At 38.4% G+C, this 20,928-nt stretch carries 25 protein-coding genes; 10 read left to right on the forward strand and 15 right to left on the reverse strand.

Annotated features, from left to right (window positions below):
• Nucleotides 1–113: 113 nt before the first annotated feature.
• The 4 genes from BQ4443_RS11390 to BQ4443_RS11405 all read right to left on the reverse strand — a co-directional run bounded on the left by BQ4443_RS11390 (nucleotide 114) and on the right by BQ4443_RS11405 (nucleotide 2,491).
• The gene (locus tag BQ4443_RS11390) at nucleotides 114–1,073 is read right to left on the reverse strand and encodes an AEC family transporter (protein WP_023951219.1); all 960 of its coding nucleotides are present in this window, start codon (nucleotides 1,071–1,073) and stop codon (nucleotides 114–116) included.
• A 64-nt stretch (nucleotides 1,074–1,137) separates the two neighbouring features.
• Nucleotides 1,138–1,581: a hypothetical protein gene (locus BQ4443_RS11395; protein ID WP_023951217.1), complete on the reverse strand. Its 444-nt coding sequence runs from the start codon at nucleotides 1,579–1,581 to the stop codon at nucleotides 1,138–1,140.
• Nucleotides 1,582–1,691: 110 nt separating this feature from the next.
• Nucleotides 1,692–2,063: an MliC family protein gene (locus tag BQ4443_RS11400; protein ID WP_031274615.1), complete on the reverse strand. Its 372-nt coding sequence runs from the start codon at nucleotides 2,061–2,063 to the stop codon at nucleotides 1,692–1,694.
• Nucleotides 2,064–2,098: 35 nt separating this feature from the next.
• On the reverse strand, nucleotides 2,099–2,491 hold the full coding sequence (locus BQ4443_RS11405) for an RNA-binding S4 domain-containing protein (RefSeq protein WP_023951215.1): 393 nt from the start codon (nucleotides 2,489–2,491) through the stop codon (nucleotides 2,099–2,101).
• A 165-nt stretch (nucleotides 2,492–2,656) separates the two neighbouring features.
• Here BQ4443_RS11405 and BQ4443_RS11410 point away from each other — a divergent pair, with 165 nt between their 5' ends.
• A complete protein-coding gene (locus BQ4443_RS11410) occupies nucleotides 2,657–3,151 on the forward strand; it encodes a CreA family protein (protein WP_023951213.1) in 495 nt (164 codons plus the stop codon).
• Entirely contained in the window at nucleotides 3,151–3,993 is an 843-nt protein-coding gene (locus BQ4443_RS11415; RefSeq protein WP_023951211.1) for a DUF3025 domain-containing protein, read from the forward strand. Before BQ4443_RS11410 ends, BQ4443_RS11415 begins: the two co-directional genes overlap by 1 nt.
• 70 nt (nucleotides 3,994–4,063) lie before the next feature.
• Here the strand turns inward: BQ4443_RS11415 and BQ4443_RS11420 are convergent, their stop codons facing one another.
• The 5 genes from BQ4443_RS11420 to BQ4443_RS11440 all read right to left on the reverse strand — a co-directional run bounded on the left by BQ4443_RS11420 (nucleotide 4,064) and on the right by BQ4443_RS11440 (nucleotide 7,989).
• Nucleotides 4,064–4,891 (reverse strand): sulfite exporter TauE/SafE family protein, encoded by an 828-nt coding sequence (locus tag BQ4443_RS11420; RefSeq protein ID WP_023951209.1) that lies wholly within the window; start codon nucleotides 4,889–4,891, stop codon nucleotides 4,064–4,066.
• A gap of 26 nt (nucleotides 4,892–4,917) precedes the next feature.
• On the reverse strand, nucleotides 4,918–5,685 hold the full coding sequence (locus BQ4443_RS11425) for an ABC transporter ATP-binding protein (protein WP_023951207.1): 768 nt from the start codon (nucleotides 5,683–5,685) through the stop codon (nucleotides 4,918–4,920).
• A gap of 7 nt (nucleotides 5,686–5,692) precedes the next feature.
• Nucleotides 5,693–6,427, reverse strand: a complete 735-nt coding sequence (locus BQ4443_RS11430) for an ABC transporter permease (RefSeq protein WP_023951205.1) — start codon at nucleotides 6,425–6,427, stop codon at nucleotides 5,693–5,695.
• Nucleotides 6,424–7,113: an ABC transporter permease gene (locus BQ4443_RS11435; protein WP_023951203.1), complete on the reverse strand. Its 690-nt coding sequence runs from the start codon at nucleotides 7,111–7,113 to the stop codon at nucleotides 6,424–6,426. Before BQ4443_RS11435 ends, BQ4443_RS11430 begins: the two co-directional genes overlap by 4 nt.
• A 90-nt stretch (nucleotides 7,114–7,203) precedes the next feature.
• Nucleotides 7,204–7,989, reverse strand: coding sequence for a transporter substrate-binding domain-containing protein (locus BQ4443_RS11440; protein ID WP_023951201.1), 786 nt, complete (start codon nucleotides 7,987–7,989; stop codon nucleotides 7,204–7,206).
• A gap of 123 nt (nucleotides 7,990–8,112) precedes the next feature.
• Between BQ4443_RS11440 and BQ4443_RS11445 the strand changes: the two genes are divergently transcribed.
• Together BQ4443_RS11445 and BQ4443_RS11450 are read left to right on the forward strand one after the other, a co-directional pair.
• A complete protein-coding gene (locus BQ4443_RS11445) occupies nucleotides 8,113–8,730 on the forward strand; it encodes a GNAT family N-acetyltransferase (protein WP_083331936.1) in 618 nt (205 codons plus the stop codon).
• Nucleotides 8,731–8,738: 8 nt separating this feature from the next.
• On the forward strand, nucleotides 8,739–9,656 hold the full coding sequence (locus BQ4443_RS11450; protein ID WP_071059169.1) for a LysO family transporter: 918 nt from the start codon (nucleotides 8,739–8,741) through the stop codon (nucleotides 9,654–9,656).
• On the opposite strand, the gene BQ4443_RS11455 is transcribed toward BQ4443_RS11450, so the two are convergent.
• From BQ4443_RS11455 to BQ4443_RS11465, 3 genes are all read right to left on the reverse strand, one after another.
• Entirely contained in the window at nucleotides 9,653–10,696 is a 1,044-nt protein-coding gene (locus BQ4443_RS11455; RefSeq protein WP_023951195.1) for an ABC transporter ATP-binding protein, read from the reverse strand. The genes BQ4443_RS11450 and BQ4443_RS11455 overlap by 4 nt on opposite strands.
• Nucleotides 10,684–12,324: an ABC transporter permease gene (locus BQ4443_RS11460; RefSeq protein WP_256331027.1), complete on the reverse strand. Its 1,641-nt coding sequence runs from the start codon at nucleotides 12,322–12,324 to the stop codon at nucleotides 10,684–10,686. Before BQ4443_RS11460 ends, BQ4443_RS11455 begins: the two co-directional genes overlap by 13 nt.
• 103 nt (nucleotides 12,325–12,427) lie before the next feature.
• Nucleotides 12,428–13,393 (reverse strand): ABC transporter substrate-binding protein, encoded by a 966-nt coding sequence (locus BQ4443_RS11465; RefSeq protein ID WP_071059173.1) that lies wholly within the window; start codon nucleotides 13,391–13,393, stop codon nucleotides 12,428–12,430.
• Nucleotides 13,394–13,606: 213 nt separating this feature from the next.
• Between BQ4443_RS11465 and BQ4443_RS11470 the strand changes: the two genes are divergently transcribed.
• The 5 genes from BQ4443_RS11470 (at nucleotide 13,607) to BQ4443_RS11490 (ending at nucleotide 18,073) form a co-directional block, all read left to right on the forward strand.
• Entirely contained in the window at nucleotides 13,607–14,509 is a 903-nt protein-coding gene (locus BQ4443_RS11470) for an EamA family transporter (RefSeq protein WP_023951193.1), read from the forward strand.
• A 93-nt stretch (nucleotides 14,510–14,602) separates the two neighbouring features.
• On the forward strand, nucleotides 14,603–14,848 hold the full coding sequence (locus BQ4443_RS11475; protein ID WP_023951191.1) for a GlsB/YeaQ/YmgE family stress response membrane protein: 246 nt from the start codon (nucleotides 14,603–14,605) through the stop codon (nucleotides 14,846–14,848).
• 112 nt (nucleotides 14,849–14,960) lie between these two features.
• Nucleotides 14,961–15,302, forward strand: coding sequence for a YkvA family protein (locus BQ4443_RS11480; RefSeq protein WP_245587006.1), 342 nt, complete (start codon nucleotides 14,961–14,963; stop codon nucleotides 15,300–15,302).
• A 23-nt stretch (nucleotides 15,303–15,325) separates the two neighbouring features.
• Nucleotides 15,326–16,696, forward strand: coding sequence for a DUF2868 domain-containing protein (locus BQ4443_RS11485; protein ID WP_083331937.1), 1,371 nt, complete (start codon nucleotides 15,326–15,328; stop codon nucleotides 16,694–16,696).
• Nucleotides 16,697–16,699: 3 nt separating this feature from the next.
• The gene (locus BQ4443_RS11490; protein ID WP_071059175.1) at nucleotides 16,700–18,073 is read left to right on the forward strand and encodes a DUF3482 domain-containing protein; all 1,374 of its coding nucleotides are present in this window, start codon (nucleotides 16,700–16,702) and stop codon (nucleotides 18,071–18,073) included.
• 74 nt (nucleotides 18,074–18,147) lie between these two features.
• Here the strand turns inward: BQ4443_RS11490 and BQ4443_RS11495 are convergent, their stop codons facing one another.
• From BQ4443_RS11495 to BQ4443_RS11505, 3 genes are read right to left on the reverse strand one after another with little or no spacing between them, the layout of a single operon-like run.
• Nucleotides 18,148–18,693, reverse strand: coding sequence for a TPM domain-containing protein (locus BQ4443_RS11495; protein WP_162146573.1), 546 nt, complete (start codon nucleotides 18,691–18,693; stop codon nucleotides 18,148–18,150).
• Complete coding sequence (locus tag BQ4443_RS11500) at nucleotides 18,629–19,543, reverse strand: TPM domain-containing protein (RefSeq protein ID WP_071059177.1); 915 nt, start codon at nucleotides 19,541–19,543, stop codon at nucleotides 18,629–18,631. Before BQ4443_RS11500 ends, BQ4443_RS11495 begins: the two co-directional genes overlap by 65 nt.
• Entirely contained in the window at nucleotides 19,543–20,148 is a 606-nt protein-coding gene (locus tag BQ4443_RS11505; protein WP_023951181.1) for a LemA family protein, read from the reverse strand. The genes BQ4443_RS11500 and BQ4443_RS11505 overlap by 1 nt, the downstream gene beginning before the upstream one ends.
• 108 nt (nucleotides 20,149–20,256) lie before the next feature.
• On the opposite strand from BQ4443_RS11505, the gene BQ4443_RS11510 reads away from it, so the two are divergent.
• Nucleotides 20,257–20,889, forward strand: coding sequence for a LysE family translocator (locus tag BQ4443_RS11510; protein WP_071059179.1), 633 nt, complete (start codon nucleotides 20,257–20,259; stop codon nucleotides 20,887–20,889).
• The last annotated feature ends 39 nt before the right edge of the window (nucleotides 20,890–20,928 follow it).

Below are 20,928 nucleotides of genomic sequence, written 5' to 3' on the forward strand. Positions count from 1 at the left end.
TAAAAAATACCCTAATCCCCCCAAAACTAGGGTAATACCTAATAAAAACCAGGACTTTTTGCACAAATTTTCCACAGAAATGCACTTTTTTGAAGCAATATTGCTTCTCAAGCTTACATCCAACCCATCATACGTAAAGCAACGACTCCAAGGGCTGCAACCGGCATAGCACCTACGGTTGTAATACCGATAATATTTGCCGCTGCCACATCATTTGCGCCCATTGCCTTAGCCATGACATAACTCGCCGCCGCCACAGGTGTTGCTGTCATAAGAAAGATTACGCCCATGGATACGCCTTCTAAACCAAAGAAAAACGCTACTAACACTGTTACCAAAGGTGCAAACAACAATCGCCCTATGCTTGCCCATAGTGCTATGTCAACCATTTTAAACATACTTCTAACATCTAATGTGGCACCTGCACAGATTAATGCGAGTGGTAACGCTAATCGCGATAAATAACTTCCTGTTTCCTCTAATAAAGGAGATATCGGTATCGGTATGGTTTTACATAACAATGCAGCCAAAATCGCTAGAATTAATGGATTTTTCAAAATTTGCTTCATCACAAAACTAGCACTAAGCCGTTGATTATTTCCGTCAGAACGACTTAATGTTAAGACAGCTAACACATTGAATAACAACGTCATCGCCCCGCCAAAAATTGCACCTATAGCCACCCCTTGGGCACCATAAGCACTAGACACAAATGCTAGCCCCATAATCATGGTATTGCTACGAAATACACCCTGGACAAATACGCCTCTATCTTTTGGATTAGCCACATAACGTCTTGCAAAAAATTCTGCTCCAATAAACAAAATCAAGCTCGCCACTATCCCCGAAAAAATTAAATTCAATTGTTCTAAAAAAGGAGAATGGTTGCTATAAATGCTAAAAAATAATAAGGCAGGCATTGAATAGCGAAAGACTATTTTAGAGGCTTGATCACAAAACTTTGCATCTACTTGATGGCTCTTGTTTACATACCAACCAAGGAACAATAACAACATGCTTGGTAAAGTAACGGATAAACCAAACACTAACGCATCAAGAAAGTCGGAGAACATAGGTACCACACATACAATATTATTGTTAATCGTTAAGCATCAATGATGCCTTATAAATACATCATTATTCTGCATCATTAAATAATTTAGGCACTACTCTTTGAGTATGTGGTACCGATAAGAAATACATCCATTGATAACTCCCAAATAGAGCTAGTAGCGCTACTAGTAATGTATTTCCTGTAAATTCTACGGTAAATAATGCCCACAATACCATCACTATCATCGTGATAACACTAAATAGTACTATTGCCTTCTTAGACATCCCCTTATCAAGTAGAAACACACTAATAATACCCAATACTAGTGCAGGAATACCGTACATTACTATTCCATGCATAATGGTCAGCATCCATGTTTGAAAGGCTAAACCTATTTTTAAGTCTCCCCCCATATGCGTGAAAAGATGATAAATAAAGAAAAAGGCTCCTACAATAAAGCCTAAGAGAGCTGGTAATACAGTAAATAGTAGTACCGTTAATGGGTAAGAAAAACGTAATTCACGCATAAAAATCTTCAAGACATAAAAAAGCCAACTTTAAAAATTGTAATCTTTAAAGTTGGCGTTTGTCTATTCTTAGTTTCTAAGAATAAATCATCTATATCGTACTGATATAACTAGTTAGCGATTGTACAATCCTCATAAATCGCCTTACCATCTGCTTCTAACGTTGCAGATTTACCTTTTGTGAGTAATTGATAAGTATAGTTTTTATCCATAGATTTATAGTTTGCACCAGATGCCATTGGGAAAATTTCTAAGGGAATAATTTCATCAGATTGAGTGATCATGGCATAAGAGCTTTTTGCTGTATTGATATATACAACATCCAGATTTTTATTGCCTTTGCAAGTATAAATAATTTTTTGCACTTCATCATTAGTCTTTGCGACTTTCTTAGCCTTTCCAGTCGCCGCCATAGCTGAACCACTTGCTACCATAGCAATACCCACCATAGTTGCTACTAAAATTTGCTTAGATTTCATCATTTAATTTACTCCTTCTATAAATATAAATTTTTAGCTTAAAACATGTTGCGCCAGTTTTCTAATTGGCGTCTGTCTCGTTTTGTCGGGCGACCATGTGTATAACTTTCAGCTGGCTCACTCGCAAAACGTTTGCGTTCTTTCTCCATCTCCCTTTTCATGACACTATCTGGTGTTTCTTCATATAGAAGCTGTGCCACTGGAGCTGGCCCTCTAACTGAACTTAATGCGTTGACAATAACCTCTTTTTCACAATTGCCTTGCTTTATACTTATCTTGTCACCTACCTTGACCTCTCGAGCAGGCTTACAAGCTTGCCCATTAACCAATACTCTGGTTTTTAATATTTCATCTACGGCTAAGGACCTAGTCTTATAAAACCGTGCAGCCCATAGCCATTTATCAATTCGTAATTTATCTAACGTACTCATTCAGCGCTACTATACAGGATTTTTTGAAGATTAATGCAATTTTAATCGGTATATATATTACGGCTAATTTCAAGCAATCAACAGTCTCAAAATGTTAATTTTCGCTAGGTTTTGCTAAAATAATTGGAGATTATATAGGGTAAAAAACCTAAAAGGACTTTTACTATGAAAAAAATACTATTGTCATTACTATGCTTTATCAGTGGTGGATTTATACAAACTGTTCATGCTGAAGAAGTTGGCTGTATCAGCACAACATGGCGAGTTGTTAATAACGATAAGGTCTGTATCAAATCATTCAAAGATCCAGATATTGACGGTGTTATTTGTCATCTTTCTCACGCTAAAACGGGTGGTGTATCAGGTGCCTTAGGCGTTGCAGAAAACCCTTCTCGTTTTTCAATCTCTTGTGCGCAAGTTGGTCCATTAAAAGCGTCTAAAGGAATACCACCCATTAAAGAAAAAATATTCACGCAACGTATGAGCCTCTTGTTTAAGGATTTAAATGTAACACGAGTTGCTGATCCAGCAAATAATGCGTTAGTTTACTTAGTTATCAGTGAAAAAATCATTGACGGCTCACCTTATAACAGTATTTCTACAGTACCTTTAATGCCTTGGGGAAACCAACCACCAATGGTGGAGTTTAATCGCAAATAATGCCTTTATCTTCATTAAAAAACATCCAATTAAAGGATGCTTACTGGCAAGGGTGGGAGTCTTTTTTGCATACTATTCCTACCCTTGTTTCAAGTGAAGGAGCTGTCGCTAATTACTTAAATACTATTCGTCCAGCACACTTTTCTAATAGTCATAGCTTTGTGCCTCAAGCCTGTTTACCAACGGATATAAGTTACGAATCCTTTATCTATCAATACCATCAAATTCCAACAAGAGATGGTTTACATGATTTTTTTAATGCTCTATGCTGGTTTCATTTTCCAAAAACCAAAGCCCATTTTAACTACTTACATCAGCAACAAATTGAGCATTTAGGGACTCGTGTTCGGGGCGCTGTACGCGATACACTTACCGTGTTTGATGAAAATGGTTTTTTAATTCAATGCCCTGATGAACTCTGGACTGCACTCAAAGCGAAAGAATGGCAAAAAGCCTTTTGTGAATTACGCCCGTTGTGGGCTGAAACCAAAGTAATGGTTTTTGGTCATGCTCTATTAGAAAAGCTCGTTACCCCTTATAAAAGCATAACTGCACACGCGATACGCATTCCCTCTACAATTGCTCAACAGACATCTTCGGAAAATATAGCGCTTTCAACCATCACTCAAGGATACTCACCCAAACGTTTCACACTTGCAGACATTAAACAAATTGATAAGTATTTAACCTCATTTTTACAACCAGAAACCTTATCTGAAAAGCCCTATATTCCTATTCAAATTTTTGGTATTCCTAATTGGATGGAGAGCCAAGATGAGTACTTCTATGCAGACTCTACGGTTTTTAGGCATCCTAAGCATCAGCCAAATAAAAAAGGCTAGAGAAGTAGTCACTAGCCTAAGATCGTTCACAAGCCTTTTTTTAATTTTGCGTGGCAAGCTATTCACTCAATTAATTTAATAGTCCAAATTCAACTAAGGCTTTGTGCATCATAAGAATTGAAATCAAAAACAACAAGCAAGCAAAAATTTTCTTGAGTTTATCGACAGGAAGAATATGAGCATATTTGGCACCCATCGGAGCAAATAGAATACTCATCAGTATAAGCACCAATAAACCAGGCCAATAAATATAGCCAAATAAATGACCATGAATACCCAGTGTTTGAATGCCTCCAATAATATATCCAATACTATTGGCAACAGCAATCGGAAAACCTATTGCTGCTGATGTAGACACCGCCTTTTTAAGCGGTACATTTGACCATACCATAAAAGGCACAGATAAGAAACCTCCGCCAGCCCCCACCAATCCAGAAATCAGGCCAATGATGATACCAACCGATGTCATTCCAATCATGCCAGGCAACTGACGTGAGGGTTTAGGCTTCTTGTTCCGTAGCATATTAAACCCAGAGTAAAACACAAACAAGGAAAACACAAAAGATAACCAAGCTGTATTTAACCACTGAAAAATCACTGATCCTGACAATAAGCCACCTATAAGAATACCTGGCGTAATTTGTAGTACGATAGACCAAATTACACCACCTCGCTTATGGTGAGCACGCATACTAGAGAGTGACGTAAAAACGATTGTCCCCATCGCTGTAGCAATCGCAATATGTACAATATACTCTGGAGGAACAAGATGGTAGAGAGAAAAAATGGCCGTAAGAAAAGGCACAATAATCATCCCCCCTCCTACACCTAATAGTCCAGCAAAAAAACCGCTAAAACAACCTAAGAGTAGAAAGAGAGCGACTGTAGTGATGGTCATAAAACAACCTTAACCATGAATAATTATTACTTAAGATTACCTGACAAAAACTGTTGAAGACGTTGGCTCTTCGTATGATTAAACACTTCATCAGGAGTGCCTTGTTCTTCTACACAGCCTTTGTGCAAGAACATCACTTGTGTAGCAATATTACGCGCAAAACCCATTTCGTGAGTCACTACAATCATGGTACGCCCTTCTTCAGCAAGCTTTTGCATTACTTTTAATACCTCACCCACCAACTCTGGGTCTAACGCTGAAGTAGGTTCATCAAAAAGCATTACTTCTGGCTCCATCGCTAAAGCTCTGGCAATTGCTACACGCTGTTGTTGACCACCAGACATCTGCGAAGGGTATTGATTTTCAACTGTTTCTGGTAAACCTACTTTTTGCAAGTAATGGCGAGCACGCTTTAGTGCTTCATCTTTACTCAAACCAAGTACATGAATAGGTGCTTCAATAATATTCTCTAGCGCTGTCATATGCGCCCAAAGATTAAAATGTTGAAATACCATTGCCAATTTCGTACGGAATGATTGAAGCTTTTTCTCATCACTCACTCGTGTACGACCACGTTTATCTTTTTCTAACGCAATAGTTTCACCTAATACAGTAATTGAACCACTGTCTGGGAACTCTAAAAAATTAATACAGCGTAAGAACGTACTTTTTCCTGAGCCACTAGAACCAATAATGGCAATAACATCACCAGCCTTTGCTTGTAAGGATACACCTTTCAATACTTCATTCTGACCGTATGATTTATGAATATCTTTCACATCGAGCTTAAACATAATCTTCCTATTTCTTTTCGTAAGCCAAGAACGCTAATGCACGGCGCTCAACCATACGGAACAACGCCACAATACTAAACGATACCACCATATAAATTAACGCCGCTGTCCCATATGAAGCAAATGTTAAATATGTTGCTGAATTGGCATCACGCGCCACTTTTAAAATATCTGGTACCGTTGCGGTAAATGCCAATGAAGTCGAATGCAACATTAAAATGACTTCATTACTATAAGCTGGTAAAGAACGGCGCAAAGCTGATGGCAAAATAATCCGTCGATATATTTTAGCCTTTGACATTCCATACGCATACGCTGCCTCTACTTCACCATGTGGCATTGATTTAATAAAACCTGCAAAAATCTCAATTGTATAAGCCAAAGTATTCAGCATTAGTGCAAGCACAACGCAATTATACCCACTCATAAAGAAAGAATTTAGCGTATCATTATTTTTAATAAAATCTAGACTTATTAGACCACTATAAATAAGCAAAAGTTGTACATATAGTGGCGTGCCACGAAATATATAAGTAAATAACCATACTGGACCACTAATCCAGCGATTCTTAGATACTCGTGCAATAGCTAGTGGTAGGGCAAGAATAAATCCTATTAATAACGATAGCACTAAAATCCAAAGAGTCACTGCTAGACCAGAAAACTCTGTGCCATCCCAAAAAATAAACGGTTTCCAATATTCATTCAGAATGCTGAGAAAATTATCAAACGCTTCAATCATATATTAGCCTCACGTACACCTACTGAGTATTTCTTCTCCAACCACCATAAAATCACATTCGATATGGTTGTGAGGGCTAAATAAACCATCCCTGCGATTAAGATAAAAAAGAACATTCTGCCTGATGCCCTACCTGCTGATTGCGTAATTTGAACCAAATCACTTAAGCCAATAATAGAGACAAGAGCCGTCGCCTTTAGAACCACTAACCAATTATTACCGATACCAGGCAATGCATATCGCATCATTTGTGGAAACAAAATGCGACTAAATATACGCTTTGGCGTAAATCCGTAAGCCTTACCAGCTTCTAACTGACCTTTTGGTACCGCCAAAAACGCACCACGGAAAGTTTCAGCAAAATAAGCACCATAAATAAAACCAATCGTTAATACACCAGTAATAAACGGATCTAAATCAAACTGTGCCAAACCAAGACAGTCCGTAATGCTATTTAGCAATTGTTGAATGCCAAAAAAAATCAATAACATCAAGACTAGGTCTGGAATACTACGAATTAAAGTCGTATAAGCTTGAGCCCATAAGTAGAAAAAACGGTTACCAAATAATTTACCCAATGCACCTAATAGGCCAAGAATAAAAGCAACCAACAATGAACACAAAGCTAGTTTAATGGTCTCCCACGTTCCCATTAACACTTGCTCGCCGTAACCATCTAAGAACATAAAGTCCCCTTTTTTACAACATTAAGGGTATAAAAAATAATGAGTACACTTACGTATGGAGCGTAAATGCACTCACTCTTAACAAAAAAATTATTTTTTATCAAGCAAATTCAACTCACCTTCTTGGAAGTATTTGCTAGCAATTTTTGCTAATGTGCCATCTTCACGAATTGCCTTAATAGCACCGTCTACAGCCTCTTTTAGTTTCGTATCTTGTTTACGAAGACCCATTCCGATTTCATTTGCTAATAATGGATCAACTAAAGGTTCACCGACAAATTCCCAGTCTTTACCTTCAGGTTTACTTAAGAAGCCAGCTACGCCATTTGGTTTTTCTAAAATAGCCACATCAATACGACCTGCGTTCAAATCCACAAATGTTTGATCTTGCTCTAGATAAGAAACCACCTTGATTCCAGCCTTACCCCAAACTTTTTTAGCATAAGCCTCTTGTGCACTTCCTTGTAAAGCACCTACTTTTTTGCCTTTTAAAGAATCAACTGTTGGTAAAATACCACTACCCTTCTTAGCCAATAATTGTGTAGGAATAGCATAAACATTATCTGTGAACAGAATTACCTTCTCACGTGCTTCATTGTGTGTCAAGCTAGCATGAATAATATCGAATTTTCGAGCTTGCAAGCCTGCAATTAATGAGTCAAATGGTTGCTCTACCCATACACATTTGGCATTTAATTTCTCACAAATCGCATTACCTACATCAATATCGAAACCAACTAATTCACCTTTTTCGTTACGATATTCAAAAGGGGCATAAGCAGATTCTGTACCAAATTTAATTTCAGTTAAATTTTGCGCGCTTGTCGTACCAACAACACCAATGGCTAAACTTAAAGCTAAAAGTAGAGATCGCATGGATTGTCTCCTCCGTTTAAAGTAATCAAAATTAATAAAATACACTGAATTATATAGCGAATGCTCAAAAGAGCAATTAGCATAAACTATAATTGAGATATTTTTTTAGTATAAGTTATTATCATGACAACAGTCGAACCATTTTTTATGCCCCTTCATCCTGTCCAATTAGAAGGAAATGGTCTCATCTTACTACCAACTACTCTAGGTCACGTACCCAGTTTAGCTCAGGCAGCTAGTGATGGAGAACTATGGACTCCCGTGTATTCTTCAGTCCCTACACCTGACGAAATGGAACTCTATGTGACAAATGCTCTCGAGCAACAAGCAAAGGGTGAATGTCTCATTTTCACCGTCACACATGCAAAAACCAAAGCCATCATCGGTACTACTCGCTACTACAACATCATCCCAGAATGCGCTCGTTTAGAGATTGGCTATACATGGTATGCTCAATCCCATCAACGTACCTTTGTCAATACGGCATGTAAATACCTCATGCTTTTTTATGCTTTCGAAAGTTTAAAAGCTAATATGGTTGGTTGGCGTGCAGACAACCTGAATGAGCCCTCATTGGCAGCCATTGAGCGCATTGGAGCTAAAAGAGATGGGGTAATTCGCGGTGATAAACTCAGAAGAAATGGTACCGTTCGTGATTCAGTGATATTTAGTATGTCACGTAAAGAATGGCCTGAACATAAACAACGTTTACTCTCTAAAATCCAAAATACGCCTACCTAATAAAAACAATGGATACATTAACTTCACTTTTACCCATCTGTCTAGCGATTGTGGTTGGGATGATGGCAGGACGCTTTTTGCCGGCAACAATCACTCAGCGTATTGCTAGAAGCATTACTCCTTTTATTTGGATCCTACTCTTTGCCATTGGTTATAAATTTGGTCTAGCACTAGAAAACATTACTCACGTCACGGACATACTAACACTTGCCTCTGTCTATTCCATAGGCTTGAGCATTTTTGTCGCACTCATTATTTATCTACTTTATGGTCGAAAAACTCGCTTAACAGCTCACAAATCAGCACATGACTTAGGCATTGCTCATGTGCTAAAAGAATGTGCCCTGGCATTTCTTTCTATTATTCTAGGTGGATTATTTGCTCAAAGCTTACTGCATTTCAGCTTGCGTACGGATTTTATGCCATCAAGTGAGGTTTTTCTTTATATTTTGTTATTTATTATTGGGGTTGATTTGATTAATGCACCTGTAAGCCTAAAAAGCATTAATCGACGCATTGTATTCATGCCAGTTTGGATTCTCATTGCATCAACTATTGGCAGCGTGTTTCTTTCATGGCTAATGGGTATAGATTATCGATATGGTTTGGTCTTATCTGGTGGTCATGGTTGGTTTTCTCTTTCTGCCGTTCTAGTTACTGCTCATTTAGGTGAGTTCTACGGTGCCACTGCCTCACTAACAGACCTATTCAGAGAATTACTATCAATTGTTGCTCTATTTTTTATTGGTGCTAGATATCCAGATTCCGCTATAGCCGTTGCTGGCGCAACAGCAATGGATACAACCTTACCTATCATCAAAAAAACTGCAGGTAACCAATATATCGCCCAAGCAATTTATGTTGGCGTTGCCCTTAGTGTGATTGCTCCTTTTTGGTTAGGTTTTTTAATCAGTTTAATTCCTTAGTCCCCTAATAAATATCCTTGTTCAATGGTTAAGTATATGGTTTTATTTAATGGCAAATAAGATTCTGAAAAAAACAATATCTCTTGATCATTGTGCAGGCGTGCTTTGTAAGCATAACGTTCCCCTTTAAAGACGCGATTAAAAATTAACGCCTGTAACCCCTGACCCTCTTGCGCTAAATGAATATGCTGAGGACGAACCAAAAAAGTCTGTAGTTGGTTAGCAGAGAAAGTTCCCGGGGCTAATAATGTTTCAATTGTTTGTTTAGACAGTTGTTTACCCTTCTCCGGTGATCTCGCACTACTTTTCAAAATAGATCCCTGTCCAATAAAGCGTGCCACCCACTCAGAGCATGGTGTTTGATAAAGGCTTTGGGGAGAATCGAATTGTTCAATAACACCTTGCTTCATCACCGCAATTTTATCGGCTAGTGCCATAGCTTCTGCTTGATCATGCGTGACATAAATAAAAGTAGCATTAGTTTTGGCTTGGAATTCGCGAAATGTGTCTTCCATAGACGCTCGTAAATATTGGTCTAAATTCGCTAGAGGCTCATCTAATAGGACAATTTTAGGATGAGAAACCAAACATCTTGCTAATGCTACCCGCTGACGTTGCCCTCCACTTAATTCATTAGGCATTCTTTTGGCTAAATGTGCCATATTGACAGCTATTAAAGCGTCATTCACTTCCGCTAAATAAGCCTCGCCTTTAACCCCTTTAATCTTTAAGGCATAACCTACATTATCCATTACATTCATATGTGGCCATAATGCATATGACTGAAATACCATACTCATTTCTCGTTGTTCTGGAGGTATATTGGTATGAGAGGTAGAGATTTCTTTATCGTCTAATAAAATACGTCCTTCCGAGACAGGCTCAAAACCAGCAATCATACGTAAAACAGTCGTTTTCCCACAACCAGATGGGCCTAGCAAGGCCAAAAATGTTCCTGACTCAACTGTTAATGATACCGAATCCACTACCTTTTGATCTGCAAATACTTTAGAGACATTTTCTAAGACTAGCTTTGCCATGGAATTACTCCTTTAGGTAAACGTTTTCCTAACAAACTCAATATCAGCATCAATACGATTACCAATAGCACGACTACCACAGATACAGCAGAAGCCATAATAGCATCGCCACTTTCGTCCATATTAAAAATAATCACTCCTACTGTTTCTTTCCCAGCGCTCCACAATAATGCTGAAACAGTTAATTCATTAAAGGCAATCAAGAATACCAAAATAATTCCTGCAAATACCGAAGGCGCAAGTAAAGGAATAAGAATATCCCTTAATCGCTGGGTAAAGTTTGCTCCACACAGCTGAGCCGCCTCTTCTAAAGCTACGTCCATTTGCAACATACTACTTTGGATGGGTTTAAATCCTACAGTTAAAAATCTTGCCAAATAAGCAAACAAAATAATCCATAACGTACCATAAAGACTTACATTCACTATCGGCAAAGGCTTCACAAAGATAAGAATACACGCTATTGATAATACCACCCCGGGTAAAGCATAGGGAATGTCCATCATTACTTTACTTACATAATAAAGCTTACTTGATGAATCTCGTTGCCCCCAATAGGCTAATGGGATACTAATCAAAACAATAATAACTGCTGCCATTAAGGATAAGAAAAAACTATTAGTAAATGCTCGCCAAACACTACTTTGTGGTTTAAAAATATTAATATACCCTTGCCAACTAAAAGTCTCCCAACTCAATGGTATACCTTGCGCAGCGACAAAAGAGCTACTCAATAAAGCGAGCAAGGGAATAACTAAAATAGCTAACAAAACCACTGCCAAGCTTATTTCTACAACAAGACGCCATTGATTTAATTCAAATTTAAAAGGTTTTCCTTGTGCGCTCATTAAGGTCATCTTATTTTGAAAATGATGCTGTACCCAAACGGCGACAACTGCTAGAACAGCAATAATCAACGATAAACTTGATAATTCACTAATCATCGTGGGACCAAAATCAGCCATTTTTTGATAAATCAAGGTAGGAAGTACATAGTAAGAGACAGGAATTCCCAACATAGCAGGGATCCCAAAATTTCCTAGTCCAGAAATAAAAGCAACGGCCGCTCCAGCCACTAACCCATTACGACATAAAGGAAAAATAATATCTATAAAAACACGTTGCTGGCTAGCTCCATTTAAACGAGCCGCCTCAATCAATTCCTTAGGAATATAGAGTAAATTGCTCCTTAATATTAGAAAGACCAATGAAGTATGCTGAATTCCCATCAATAGAATAATACCCCAAGCAGAATATAACGGCTGTTTACTACCTAAGGCTGGTGCCATACCTAACGTTTTTAATAAAACGCTACTTGGACCCATTAGCTGCAACCAACTTAGCGCTGTGACTTGTGGAGGAATCATCATAGGTAACATAAATAAAAATACCCATAATGACTTCCATCTAATATCACTTAAAACAACGAAAAAAGCGAGTGCCCCACCAAGAAATAACGATACCCACATCGCCATGAAAGAGGTATAAATACTGTGATTAAAGGCTAACCAAGTATTTTTTTGAGAAATAACTTTGGATAAACTAGAGGGGTGATGCCAACTAATATCGGACAATGCCTGCATCACTAGTCGTACGGTCGGTAAAACACTAATTATCGTTATCAACAAAACTAACCCCCATAATAGGGGGCTAGGAAGTTTATTTTTGCTTGTTAAAGTCATACAATTGCTGACAATATCTTTACTAAATCACTTCATCAACAACCTTAAACTATTCAAATAGTTTACTAAAACCTGCCTTATCATTTTCAGTGTTTTCTAAGGCTTTGCTTGCATCAAATGGTAATAATTTAATTTCTTTACGATCAGGGAATCCTTCTGGTGAAGGCATACCATTACGAGCCGGTAGATAACCTTGGCTTAATACCAATTTTTGACCTTCCTCAGACAATACAAAGTCCACGAATTTTTTAGCTAATTCTTTGTTTTTAGAAGATTTTAAAATAGCGATTGGTTCAGTCACCATACTGACACCTTCAGTAGGGAACACAAACTCAACAGGTGCTCCTTTAGCTTTTTCACGAATTGCTAAATAATCCACCAATACGCCATAAGGTTTTGCACCCGACGTAATCGCTGTCAATACACTACCATTACCTTTTTGTGGGCTCATGCCATTAGCTTTAAGACCCTCGTAATATTTCCAACCAAACTCAGGGTTGGTCGTTAGTGCAGATAAATGAATTAATGCTGCACCAGAATAAAGAGGGCTAGGCATTGCTGCCAAATCTTTATATTCAGGCTTTAACAAATCATTCCAAGATGTTGGTTTATCTTTAGCCTCTTTATGATACGCAATCCCTGTTGTAATCAGCTTAGTACCATAATAAAAACCTTGATTATCGTATAAAGAAGCATCGTAATGACTTTTTTCTGCTGAGTCATAAGCTTCAAGTAAATTTTCTTTCTTTAATTGCTCTAGGGTAACACTGTCCGCAATCAATAGTAGGTCTGGCTTGATCACTCCAGCATCCACTTCAGCACGAAACTTTGTCATTAATTTTGTTGTACCATCGCGCACCCACTCAACCTTAACACCAGGATTAGCTTTTTCAAAAGCCTCTACTGTCATTTGTGCATCAGCAACAGGTTGAGACGTATATAGGGTAAGTTGTTGGGCCTGTGCACCTACTGACAATACCGCCAAACCTAAGGCAGTCAGCAATTTATTAAACATGCTATTCTCCAATACAGAATTCCGAAAATTATATCAAGATGCGAGTAGCTTAACGAGCAGATATTTCATGATTGTGACAGTCTACAAGTAAAGCAATTTTTACGTTGATTTCACACTTTTTTCATCATAAAACAACGACCTGTCATATTAGTGTATTATTTGAAATTGTCTATCTATTTTAATAAGACTTAACAATTTTCTAGGTGCTTCATCATGCCTTTAAGAGACTGGCTAGCCGCTTTATTGACCATTATTGTATGGGGACTTAATTTTTTAATTAGCAAAATTGGTTTGGCAGAACTCCCCCCTTTATTGTTTGGAGGTATTCGTGTATTCATGGTTGCCTTTCCAGCCATATTTTTTTTAAAACCTCCTAAAGCACCGTGGAAATTAATCATCGCCTATGGGACTACCATCAACTTTTTGCAATTTGCCTTTATGCTAAGTTCTTTAGCCTTTGGACTATCAGGAGGACTCACCTCTTTATTAATGCAAATGCAAGCTTTCTTTACCATCATTTTTGCAGCACTTTATTTTAAAGAAAAAATTCCCTTGGGCAGCTTAATCGCCATTTTTATTGCATTCCTAGGCATAACACTATTGATTCAAGGCGCTAATACTGAAACAGTCATTCCCTTTCTAGGACTTATTTGTGTTGTAGGCGCTGCAATTTCTTGGGCATGTGGTAATATCACCATCAAATTGATGCGAGAAGTAAATATGGTCAGTTTGGTTGTCTGGGGTGGACTGATTTCCACACCGATGTTCATGCTAGCTTCCTACATCTTTGAAGGTCCGGAACGGATTGCCTCTAGTCTAAGCAATGCATCAATCAATGCTTATATAGCCGCTGCTTATTCCGCCTATATGTCAAATCTCGTGGGTTATGTCCTGTGGGGACGTTTGTTAGCCACTCGTCCTGTTAACTTGATTGCACCACTAACACTACTGGTTCCTATTGTTGGTATTATTTCTAATGCTATTGCATTCCACGAAAAGCTTTCTGTCATACAGTGGTTCGGGGTCATTACAGTAATGTTGGCATTGATTATTAATGTTTTCTGGTTAAAAATCGTTAAATTTTTTAAATTATCCCTCAATCCTCATAAAAATTAACATTTAATCATTGAAACGACATAATTCATCCTTATAATGATAGTTATGTAGTTTTCAATAAACTATTTTTCATTTTTTTAGTCGAGGATTGTTATGTCTATTATTAGTGCTATCATTATTGGTTTTATCGTTGGTCTTATCGCACGTGCCATTATGCCGGGAACTCAATCTATGGGCTTCATCATGACAACATTATTAGGTGTAGCAGGCTCTTTTGTAGGCTCTTATTTAGGTCAAGCTATTGGTATGTATCCAGCAGGTAGCCAAGCAGGTTGGATTGCCTCTGTCGTAGGTGCATTAATCCTACTATTTATTTTTGGTCTCGTAAGTAAGAAGTAAGGCACGCTTACTTTCTCCCTCTGACAGCGTGCCTTTATGGCACGCTTTTTATTTCTTGGAGGTTTTCCTAATGAATCACAAGGATCCATCGGTCAAAGAAACCCAAAATCTAATGGGACAATTAAGTAAACTCGCTAAACGTCTGGGAGAACCACTACTTGAAAAAGCCCTATACCTCTACTATGGTTTAAAGAACCCCTCTACTCCCAAATGGGCTAGAAAAGTGATTTATGGCGCACTAGCCTATCTAGTACTGCCTGTTGATGCCATACCTGACCTCTTGCCGGGTGTCGGTTTTACGGATGATTTAAGTGTTATTGCAGCCGCTTTAGCAACAGTCTCTTATTACATTACCCCTGAAGTTAAAGCACAAGCGAAAGAAAAAATGGCAAAATGGTTCTCTAAAAAGCAACCAATCAATGATTTAAACGACAATATCATTGATATTAAGTAAACCGTTTTTCTATCACTTTATTCATGCCAACAATTAATTTTAAAGAAATTTGGGTTACAGAAGCTGTACGACAGCGCGAGGAACACTGGGGACCTATAGAAGATAATGCAGTTGTTTTACAGCTTCGTGCCCAACCAATTTCTCTTACTGATAAAGTTATCCAACGTGCCCTTTTATTAAGTCGCCGAGATGGTTTATTAGAAACAGTAAATCAATGGATAAGTGCGTCAAAATTTGCACTTATCCTATTTATTTTTCTCGCCATACTATCTGGTATAGGCATGGCTTATAGTGCATTAAGCACTAGTCATATTAACGTTATTATGGCATTGGTCGCTTTATTAGGTTTGCATGCTATTACCTTTATTTTTTGGCTCTTTACCTTATTTGCGACTTGGGATACACAAACGTTACTAGGGCGTGTATGGTTATGGTTAAGCAAAAAACTAGCTCGTAGTCCCGATGCAACCCTTGCCATGCAATCGTTTATTCATACAAGTAATCAACAAGGAAGTCTACGCTGGATTTTAAGTAGTATTAGCCATGGTTTTTGGCTAATTAGTTTGACTTCCTGCCTAATTACAATGCTGTTGTTGCTATCCACCAAAAGCTATACTTTTGGTTGGGAAACCACCATTTTATCAAGCAATGGCTTTGTGGGTTTTACACAAATAATTGGCTTTATTCCTTCACTATTGGGTTTCCCTATTCCAGATGTACAAATTATTCATGCCAGTGGTAATCATATTGCTTCTCAAATAGATGCGCAAAAAGCATGGTCAATATGGCTATTAGGGCAGTTAGTTGTATGGGGAATCCTAACTCGTTTAATCAGCTTTATTTTTTCGTTTATCAAAGCTCGTTTAACCATAAAAAAAACGACTATTGATATTACGTTACCAAGTTACTCTACATTAATAAAACGTCTTGAACAGCGTGCTGAAAAGATTGATATTGACGCCTCAGCTCCAAATTATGAGCTACCGAATATAGATAAAACCACACCAACTAACTGGACCACGGAGCGTTTAATTGTAGGTATAGAGATACCAAGCAAACAAGTTTGGCCTCCATTTATCTTACACCCATCTGTCACAGACGTTGGTAAAATTGAATCTCGCGAACAACGTCATCAGTTAATGCTCAAACTAATTAACCATCCTGTCAAGGAATTATTACTTGTTTGCGATGGTCGTCAAACGCCCGATAGAGGTATTGCCTATTTTATTAAAGATGTAGCTGGATATGCAGAACGTACCTCAATTTATTTAATTGAGCAAAATGACGATCATGAGCGTATGGCTTTATGGCAACAGACGCTTACTGCAATTGGTTTAAACATAAACAATATTTTTAATAAACCAAGCCAAATCTCTCATTGGATATCGGAGTAAGCTATGAACCAATTATTAAGGCTCGCTATTGTTGGACATACTAATACTGGTAAAACCTCTTTATTACGTACTTTGTTAGAAGATAGGTCTTTTGGTGAGGTTAAAAATGCAGCTGGTACTACACGTCATGTTGAAGGCGCTCGCATCCAAGTTCATGGGCAAGGACTAATCGAATTATATGATACGCCAGGACTTGAAGATGGTATTGGGCTACATGATTACTTAGATCAATTAGCACAACATTATGGATCTCGTGTAGATGGACCTGAGAGCATTACACAGTTCTTAGACTCACCAGAAAGCACAAAACGCTTTGAGCAAGAGGCTCGTGTTTTACGCAAACTCTTAGACTGTGATGCTGGTCTTTATGTAGTCGATATTCGTGATCCAGTATTAGCAAAACATAAGGATGAATTAGCCATTCTTGCTCAATGTGGGAAACCATTAATCGCCATTTTGAATTTTATCCATAGTGAAAATAATTATTTAGAAGAATGGCGTACTACTCTTGCTCGTCTAGGCCTACATATGAGTATTGAATTTGATACAGTTGCTCCTGCTATTGACGGAAAAGAACAACTTTATCAAAAACTTGCTTTAGTTTTAGATAAACATTCTGCTGCTTTAATAGGGCTGGCTGAAGACATTAAGCAGCAACGCTCCCTTAGAAGAACAGTTGCCTTTAATATGCTAGCGGAATTATTAATTGATGTGGCCTCATTAAAAGTCACTAGTCAAACGGATGAGCATAGTGTCAGTACACAATGGGCAGCTATTCAAGATAAAATTCGACAGCGTGAAAACAAATTTATCAGTAATCTACTCACTCATTATCGCTTTTCGGTGCAAGACTATCCTAACCAATCTCTACCTATCGAAGGGGAGCGTTGGGGGATGGATTTATTTAGTCCTGATGCTATGGCTGATATGGGTATTCATTTAAGCAAAGGCTTTGCAGCAGGAGCAATGGCTGGTGCCGCTATTGATGTTCTAACTGCTGGTCTAAGTTTGGGTACAGCCGCTCTTCTGGGAGGCATTGTTGGCAGTGTATGGCAAGGTGCTGACAAGCTAGGCAAACGAATCATGGGACGCATTCAAGGCTATCACGAACTCAGTGTTGATGATGCTGTTATTCGATTGTTAGCAATTAGAGGTCTGCAACTTATTGATGCTCTGGAGCACCGAGGGCATGCTGCTCAAGATATTATTACATTGAATGAATCATCAGTTAAACAACTACAAGAAGGTGATTTACCCGAGCAAATCCGTCAAGCCCGTTATAACCCTGAATGGTCAACCATGGGGGAAAACTATGAAAGGGAATCAGCTCGTGATGTAGCCATTCATGGTTTAGCACAATATTTATTGAAACGATAAGTGTCTTTTATTTGTTACCTTGATGTGACTTGCTATGGTCGTACAATACTCTCATACAAACCAAAAACAAGTCACTAGAATATCACAGGCTCATTGGGTAACGCATTTTGGGCATTTATAGGTAAATCTCCACAGCTTATCGCTAATAGACTCTCTATCTCATCAATAGCCGCTAACAGTCCTTGTTCAAACTGTTTCTGACTAAAAGACTGTGATAACTTAGCACATACCTTTTGCCACTCAGCATCATCAACTACCACACCATTATCAGCAATAATTTCAATGGTATGTAAGGATAAGTTAATGTATAACAATACTCCCGTTCTAAAGGGAGTATCCCATACTTTCAGGCGTCCAAAAATTTCTAATGCCCGTTCAGAACTGACTAAGCCTGCTACTGGCGCATGCGTTTCAATAGCTAATACAAGCTCACCTGCGTGACGATCTTCACTGGCTTCAATACGTTTAGTCAAGGAATTCACTACTTCTGTGGTGAAATACTTACGATGTAAATAACTACCGTGCCAATGGCCTAAGCCTATTTTTGTTAATAAATTACCAGCCACCTGAGGCACCTCCACCGCCACTTGATCCGCCGCCACCTCCGCCGAAGCCGCCACCAAAACCGCCTCCGCCGAAGCCTCCACCACCAAAACCACCGCCGCCAAAGCCTCCCCACGTATCATTTCTTGAACGTGTACGTGTTTGGCGTGCAGATTGATTGCGTGCTGTACTTATATTATTTTTAAAGAATAGTCTTAAAAAGCTAGAAATCACAAATACAGCAATAGCTAACCCAATAGCCAATCCAACAGAGTCAACAAAACCCAGTACTAATTGAGCTGAAACAACTGCACCAAAGACTGGATGCACAAATACAGCGATTAAACATGCTATACCCAAAATGATAAGCATCGATAGTAAATCACTTTCTTCAAAAGTGTCTGCCTCTACCCCACTAGTTTTGCTAGGTAGATTTTCATTCTTTATCAATAACATCAATTGCGTCACACCCTTATCTATCCCTGTGACGTATTGATTTTGTTTGAAATACGGTGCTACTGTGTCATTTAAGATGCGTGAAGCGAGAATATCAGGAATAGCACCCTCTAGACCATATCCAACCTCTAGCCGTTGTCGACGGTCGTTTTTAGCAATGACATACAAAACACCGTCATCAATCCCTTTGCGACCTACTTTCCACTGTTCAAACACACGTACTGCATAGGTTTCGATTGTCTCTGGTTGCACAGTAGGAATCATCAAAACAAAAATTTGTGAACCAGTCTCTTCATCAAACGCTTTTAGCTTGGCATTTAATGAAGCTAATTCTGTTGCACTAAACGTATTTGTTTGATCTATTGCATAATTTGTTGATGCTGGGATAGCAGGCTCATTTTGCGCCAAAACTCCCCCTGTACTGACTAGCAATACAAGGAGAAGCTGTAAGAAATAACGAAAAATCGCCATTATTGTGCTTTTGCTGGTGTATCAAATTTTACAGTAGGCACTTTCATAATCTCAGCTTGGTTATCTACGCCAAAGTTAGGTTTTACGCTATAACCAAAAATTTTAGCTGTGATTAACTGAGGGAATTGACGAATAAACGTGTTATAAGATTGAACCTCTTTAATATAACGTCCACGCGCAGTTGCAATACGGTTTTCAGTCCCCTCTAGCTGTACATTTAAATCACGAAATACTGTATCAGCCTTTAATTGTGGATAGTTCTCAGCTACAGCAATTAAACGAGATAAAGCAGACGTTAATTGACCTTGTGCTGCTTGGAACTGAGCCAATTCTGACTCAGTAGGCAATTTATCGGCAGATACTTGGATAGAGCCCACTTTTGAGCGAGCCTCTGTTACTTGAGTAAGAACTTCACGCTCATGTACCATGTAAGCATTCACGCTTGATACGATTTGAGGGACTAAGTCTGCACGTCGTTGATATTGGTTAAGTGTTTCAGACCAAGCTGCTTTAACATTTTCATCAAGCTTTTGAATATCGTTATAGCCACAACCCGCTAACAGCGTAGCAACCATTAGAACTAGAAAAGCACGAATTTTTTTCATAAAAGAGATAACCTTATAACAAGAAAATTAATGACGCTCTTATTATATAAGAGATATAATAATTTCCCGTTGTTATTTTAACAATTTTTGCATTTCCTACTACATACTATGACCTGGGCTGTCTGGATTAATCTTTGTTTTGCTAGCTTTGCTATTTCACTATCACCCGGCCCTGGCGCAGTTTCATCTATGGCGTCTGGATTACGTTATGGCTTCCCTCGTGGTTATTGGAATGCCGTTGGCTTGGCCATTGGCTATGCTACTCAATACCTCATTAGTATTATTGGTGTTGGCGCTATTCTTGCAACCTCCCCCATCGCCTTCGAAATTGTTAAATGGGTTGGTGTGTTGTATTTACTCTACTTAGGTTATAAACAAATCCGTTCACCTGTCGCCATTATCCGAATTGATGATGCATCTTCTACTACAGAAGAAACCTTTTCTACTACAAAACTAATCTATCAAGGTATGTTGGTTAATTTAACCAATCCTAAAGGCGCGGTGTTTCTGATTGCCATTACTCCACAGTTTCTTAATGTCAATGCTCCCGTAATTCCACAATACATCATTATTTGTGCAACATTAGTAATTGCTGATATGACTATCATGGCTGGTTATACGGGTTTAGCGGCAAAAATTATGAAATTTATGCACCGACCACACCATGCGGCAAGACTCAATAAAGTATTTGGTTTTCTATTTATTATGGCGGCAATATTTATGGCATTACTGCGTAAATAATCGCTCCTCCAAATTGCCAATAACTGTAAACATTGCAAA

Source organism: Pelistega sp. MC2 (assembly GCF_900099475.1).
Lineage (GTDB): Bacteria > Pseudomonadota > Gammaproteobacteria > Burkholderiales > Burkholderiaceae_B > Taylorella > Taylorella indica.

Bases quoted from the DNA above. Each gene is read 5' to 3' on its own strand.
- BQ4443_RS11390 (WP_023951219.1), bottom strand. From the start codon at position 1,073: ATGTTCTCCGACTTTCTTGATGCGTTAGTGTTTGGTTTATCCGTTACT.
- BQ4443_RS11395 (WP_023951217.1), bottom strand. From the start codon at position 1,581: ATGCGTGAATTACGTTTTTCTTACCCATTAACGGTACTACTATTTACT.
- BQ4443_RS11400 (WP_031274615.1), bottom strand. From the start codon at position 2,063: ATGATGAAATCTAAGCAAATTTTAGTAGCAACTATGGTGGGTATTGCT.
- BQ4443_RS11405 (WP_023951215.1), bottom strand. From the start codon at position 2,491: ATGAGTACGTTAGATAAATTACGAATTGATAAATGGCTATGGGCTGCA.
- BQ4443_RS11410 (WP_023951213.1), top strand. From the start codon at position 2,657: ATGAAAAAAATACTATTGTCATTACTATGCTTTATCAGTGGTGGATTT.
- BQ4443_RS11415 (WP_023951211.1), top strand. From the start codon at position 3,151: ATGCCTTTATCTTCATTAAAAAACATCCAATTAAAGGATGCTTACTGG.
- BQ4443_RS11420 (WP_023951209.1), bottom strand. From the start codon at position 4,891: ATGACCATCACTACAGTCGCTCTCTTTCTACTCTTAGGTTGTTTTAGC.
- BQ4443_RS11425 (WP_023951207.1), bottom strand. From the start codon at position 5,685: ATGTTTAAGCTCGATGTGAAAGATATTCATAAATCATACGGTCAGAAT.
- BQ4443_RS11430 (WP_023951205.1), bottom strand. From the start codon at position 6,427: ATGATTGAAGCGTTTGATAATTTTCTCAGCATTCTGAATGAATATTGG.
- BQ4443_RS11435 (WP_023951203.1), bottom strand. From the start codon at position 7,113: ATGTTCTTAGATGGTTACGGCGAGCAAGTGTTAATGGGAACGTGGGAG.
- BQ4443_RS11440 (WP_023951201.1), bottom strand. From the start codon at position 7,989: ATGCGATCTCTACTTTTAGCTTTAAGTTTAGCCATTGGTGTTGTTGGT.
- BQ4443_RS11445 (WP_083331936.1), top strand. From the start codon at position 8,113: ATGACAACAGTCGAACCATTTTTTATGCCCCTTCATCCTGTCCAATTA.
- BQ4443_RS11450 (WP_071059169.1), top strand. From the start codon at position 8,739: ATGGATACATTAACTTCACTTTTACCCATCTGTCTAGCGATTGTGGTT.
- BQ4443_RS11455 (WP_023951195.1), bottom strand. From the start codon at position 10,696: ATGGCAAAGCTAGTCTTAGAAAATGTCTCTAAAGTATTTGCAGATCAA.
- BQ4443_RS11465 (WP_071059173.1), bottom strand. From the start codon at position 13,393: ATGTTTAATAAATTGCTGACTGCCTTAGGTTTGGCGGTATTGTCAGTA.
- BQ4443_RS11470 (WP_023951193.1), top strand. From the start codon at position 13,607: ATGCCTTTAAGAGACTGGCTAGCCGCTTTATTGACCATTATTGTATGG.
- BQ4443_RS11475 (WP_023951191.1), top strand. From the start codon at position 14,603: ATGTCTATTATTAGTGCTATCATTATTGGTTTTATCGTTGGTCTTATC.
- BQ4443_RS11480 (WP_245587006.1), top strand. From the start codon at position 14,961: ATGGGACAATTAAGTAAACTCGCTAAACGTCTGGGAGAACCACTACTT.
- BQ4443_RS11485 (WP_083331937.1), top strand. From the start codon at position 15,326: ATGCCAACAATTAATTTTAAAGAAATTTGGGTTACAGAAGCTGTACGA.
- BQ4443_RS11490 (WP_071059175.1), top strand. From the start codon at position 16,700: ATGAACCAATTATTAAGGCTCGCTATTGTTGGACATACTAATACTGGT.
- BQ4443_RS11500 (WP_071059177.1), bottom strand. From the start codon at position 19,543: ATGGCGATTTTTCGTTATTTCTTACAGCTTCTCCTTGTATTGCTAGTC.
- BQ4443_RS11505 (WP_023951181.1), bottom strand. From the start codon at position 20,148: ATGAAAAAAATTCGTGCTTTTCTAGTTCTAATGGTTGCTACGCTGTTA.
- BQ4443_RS11510 (WP_071059179.1), top strand. From the start codon at position 20,257: ATGACCTGGGCTGTCTGGATTAATCTTTGTTTTGCTAGCTTTGCTATT.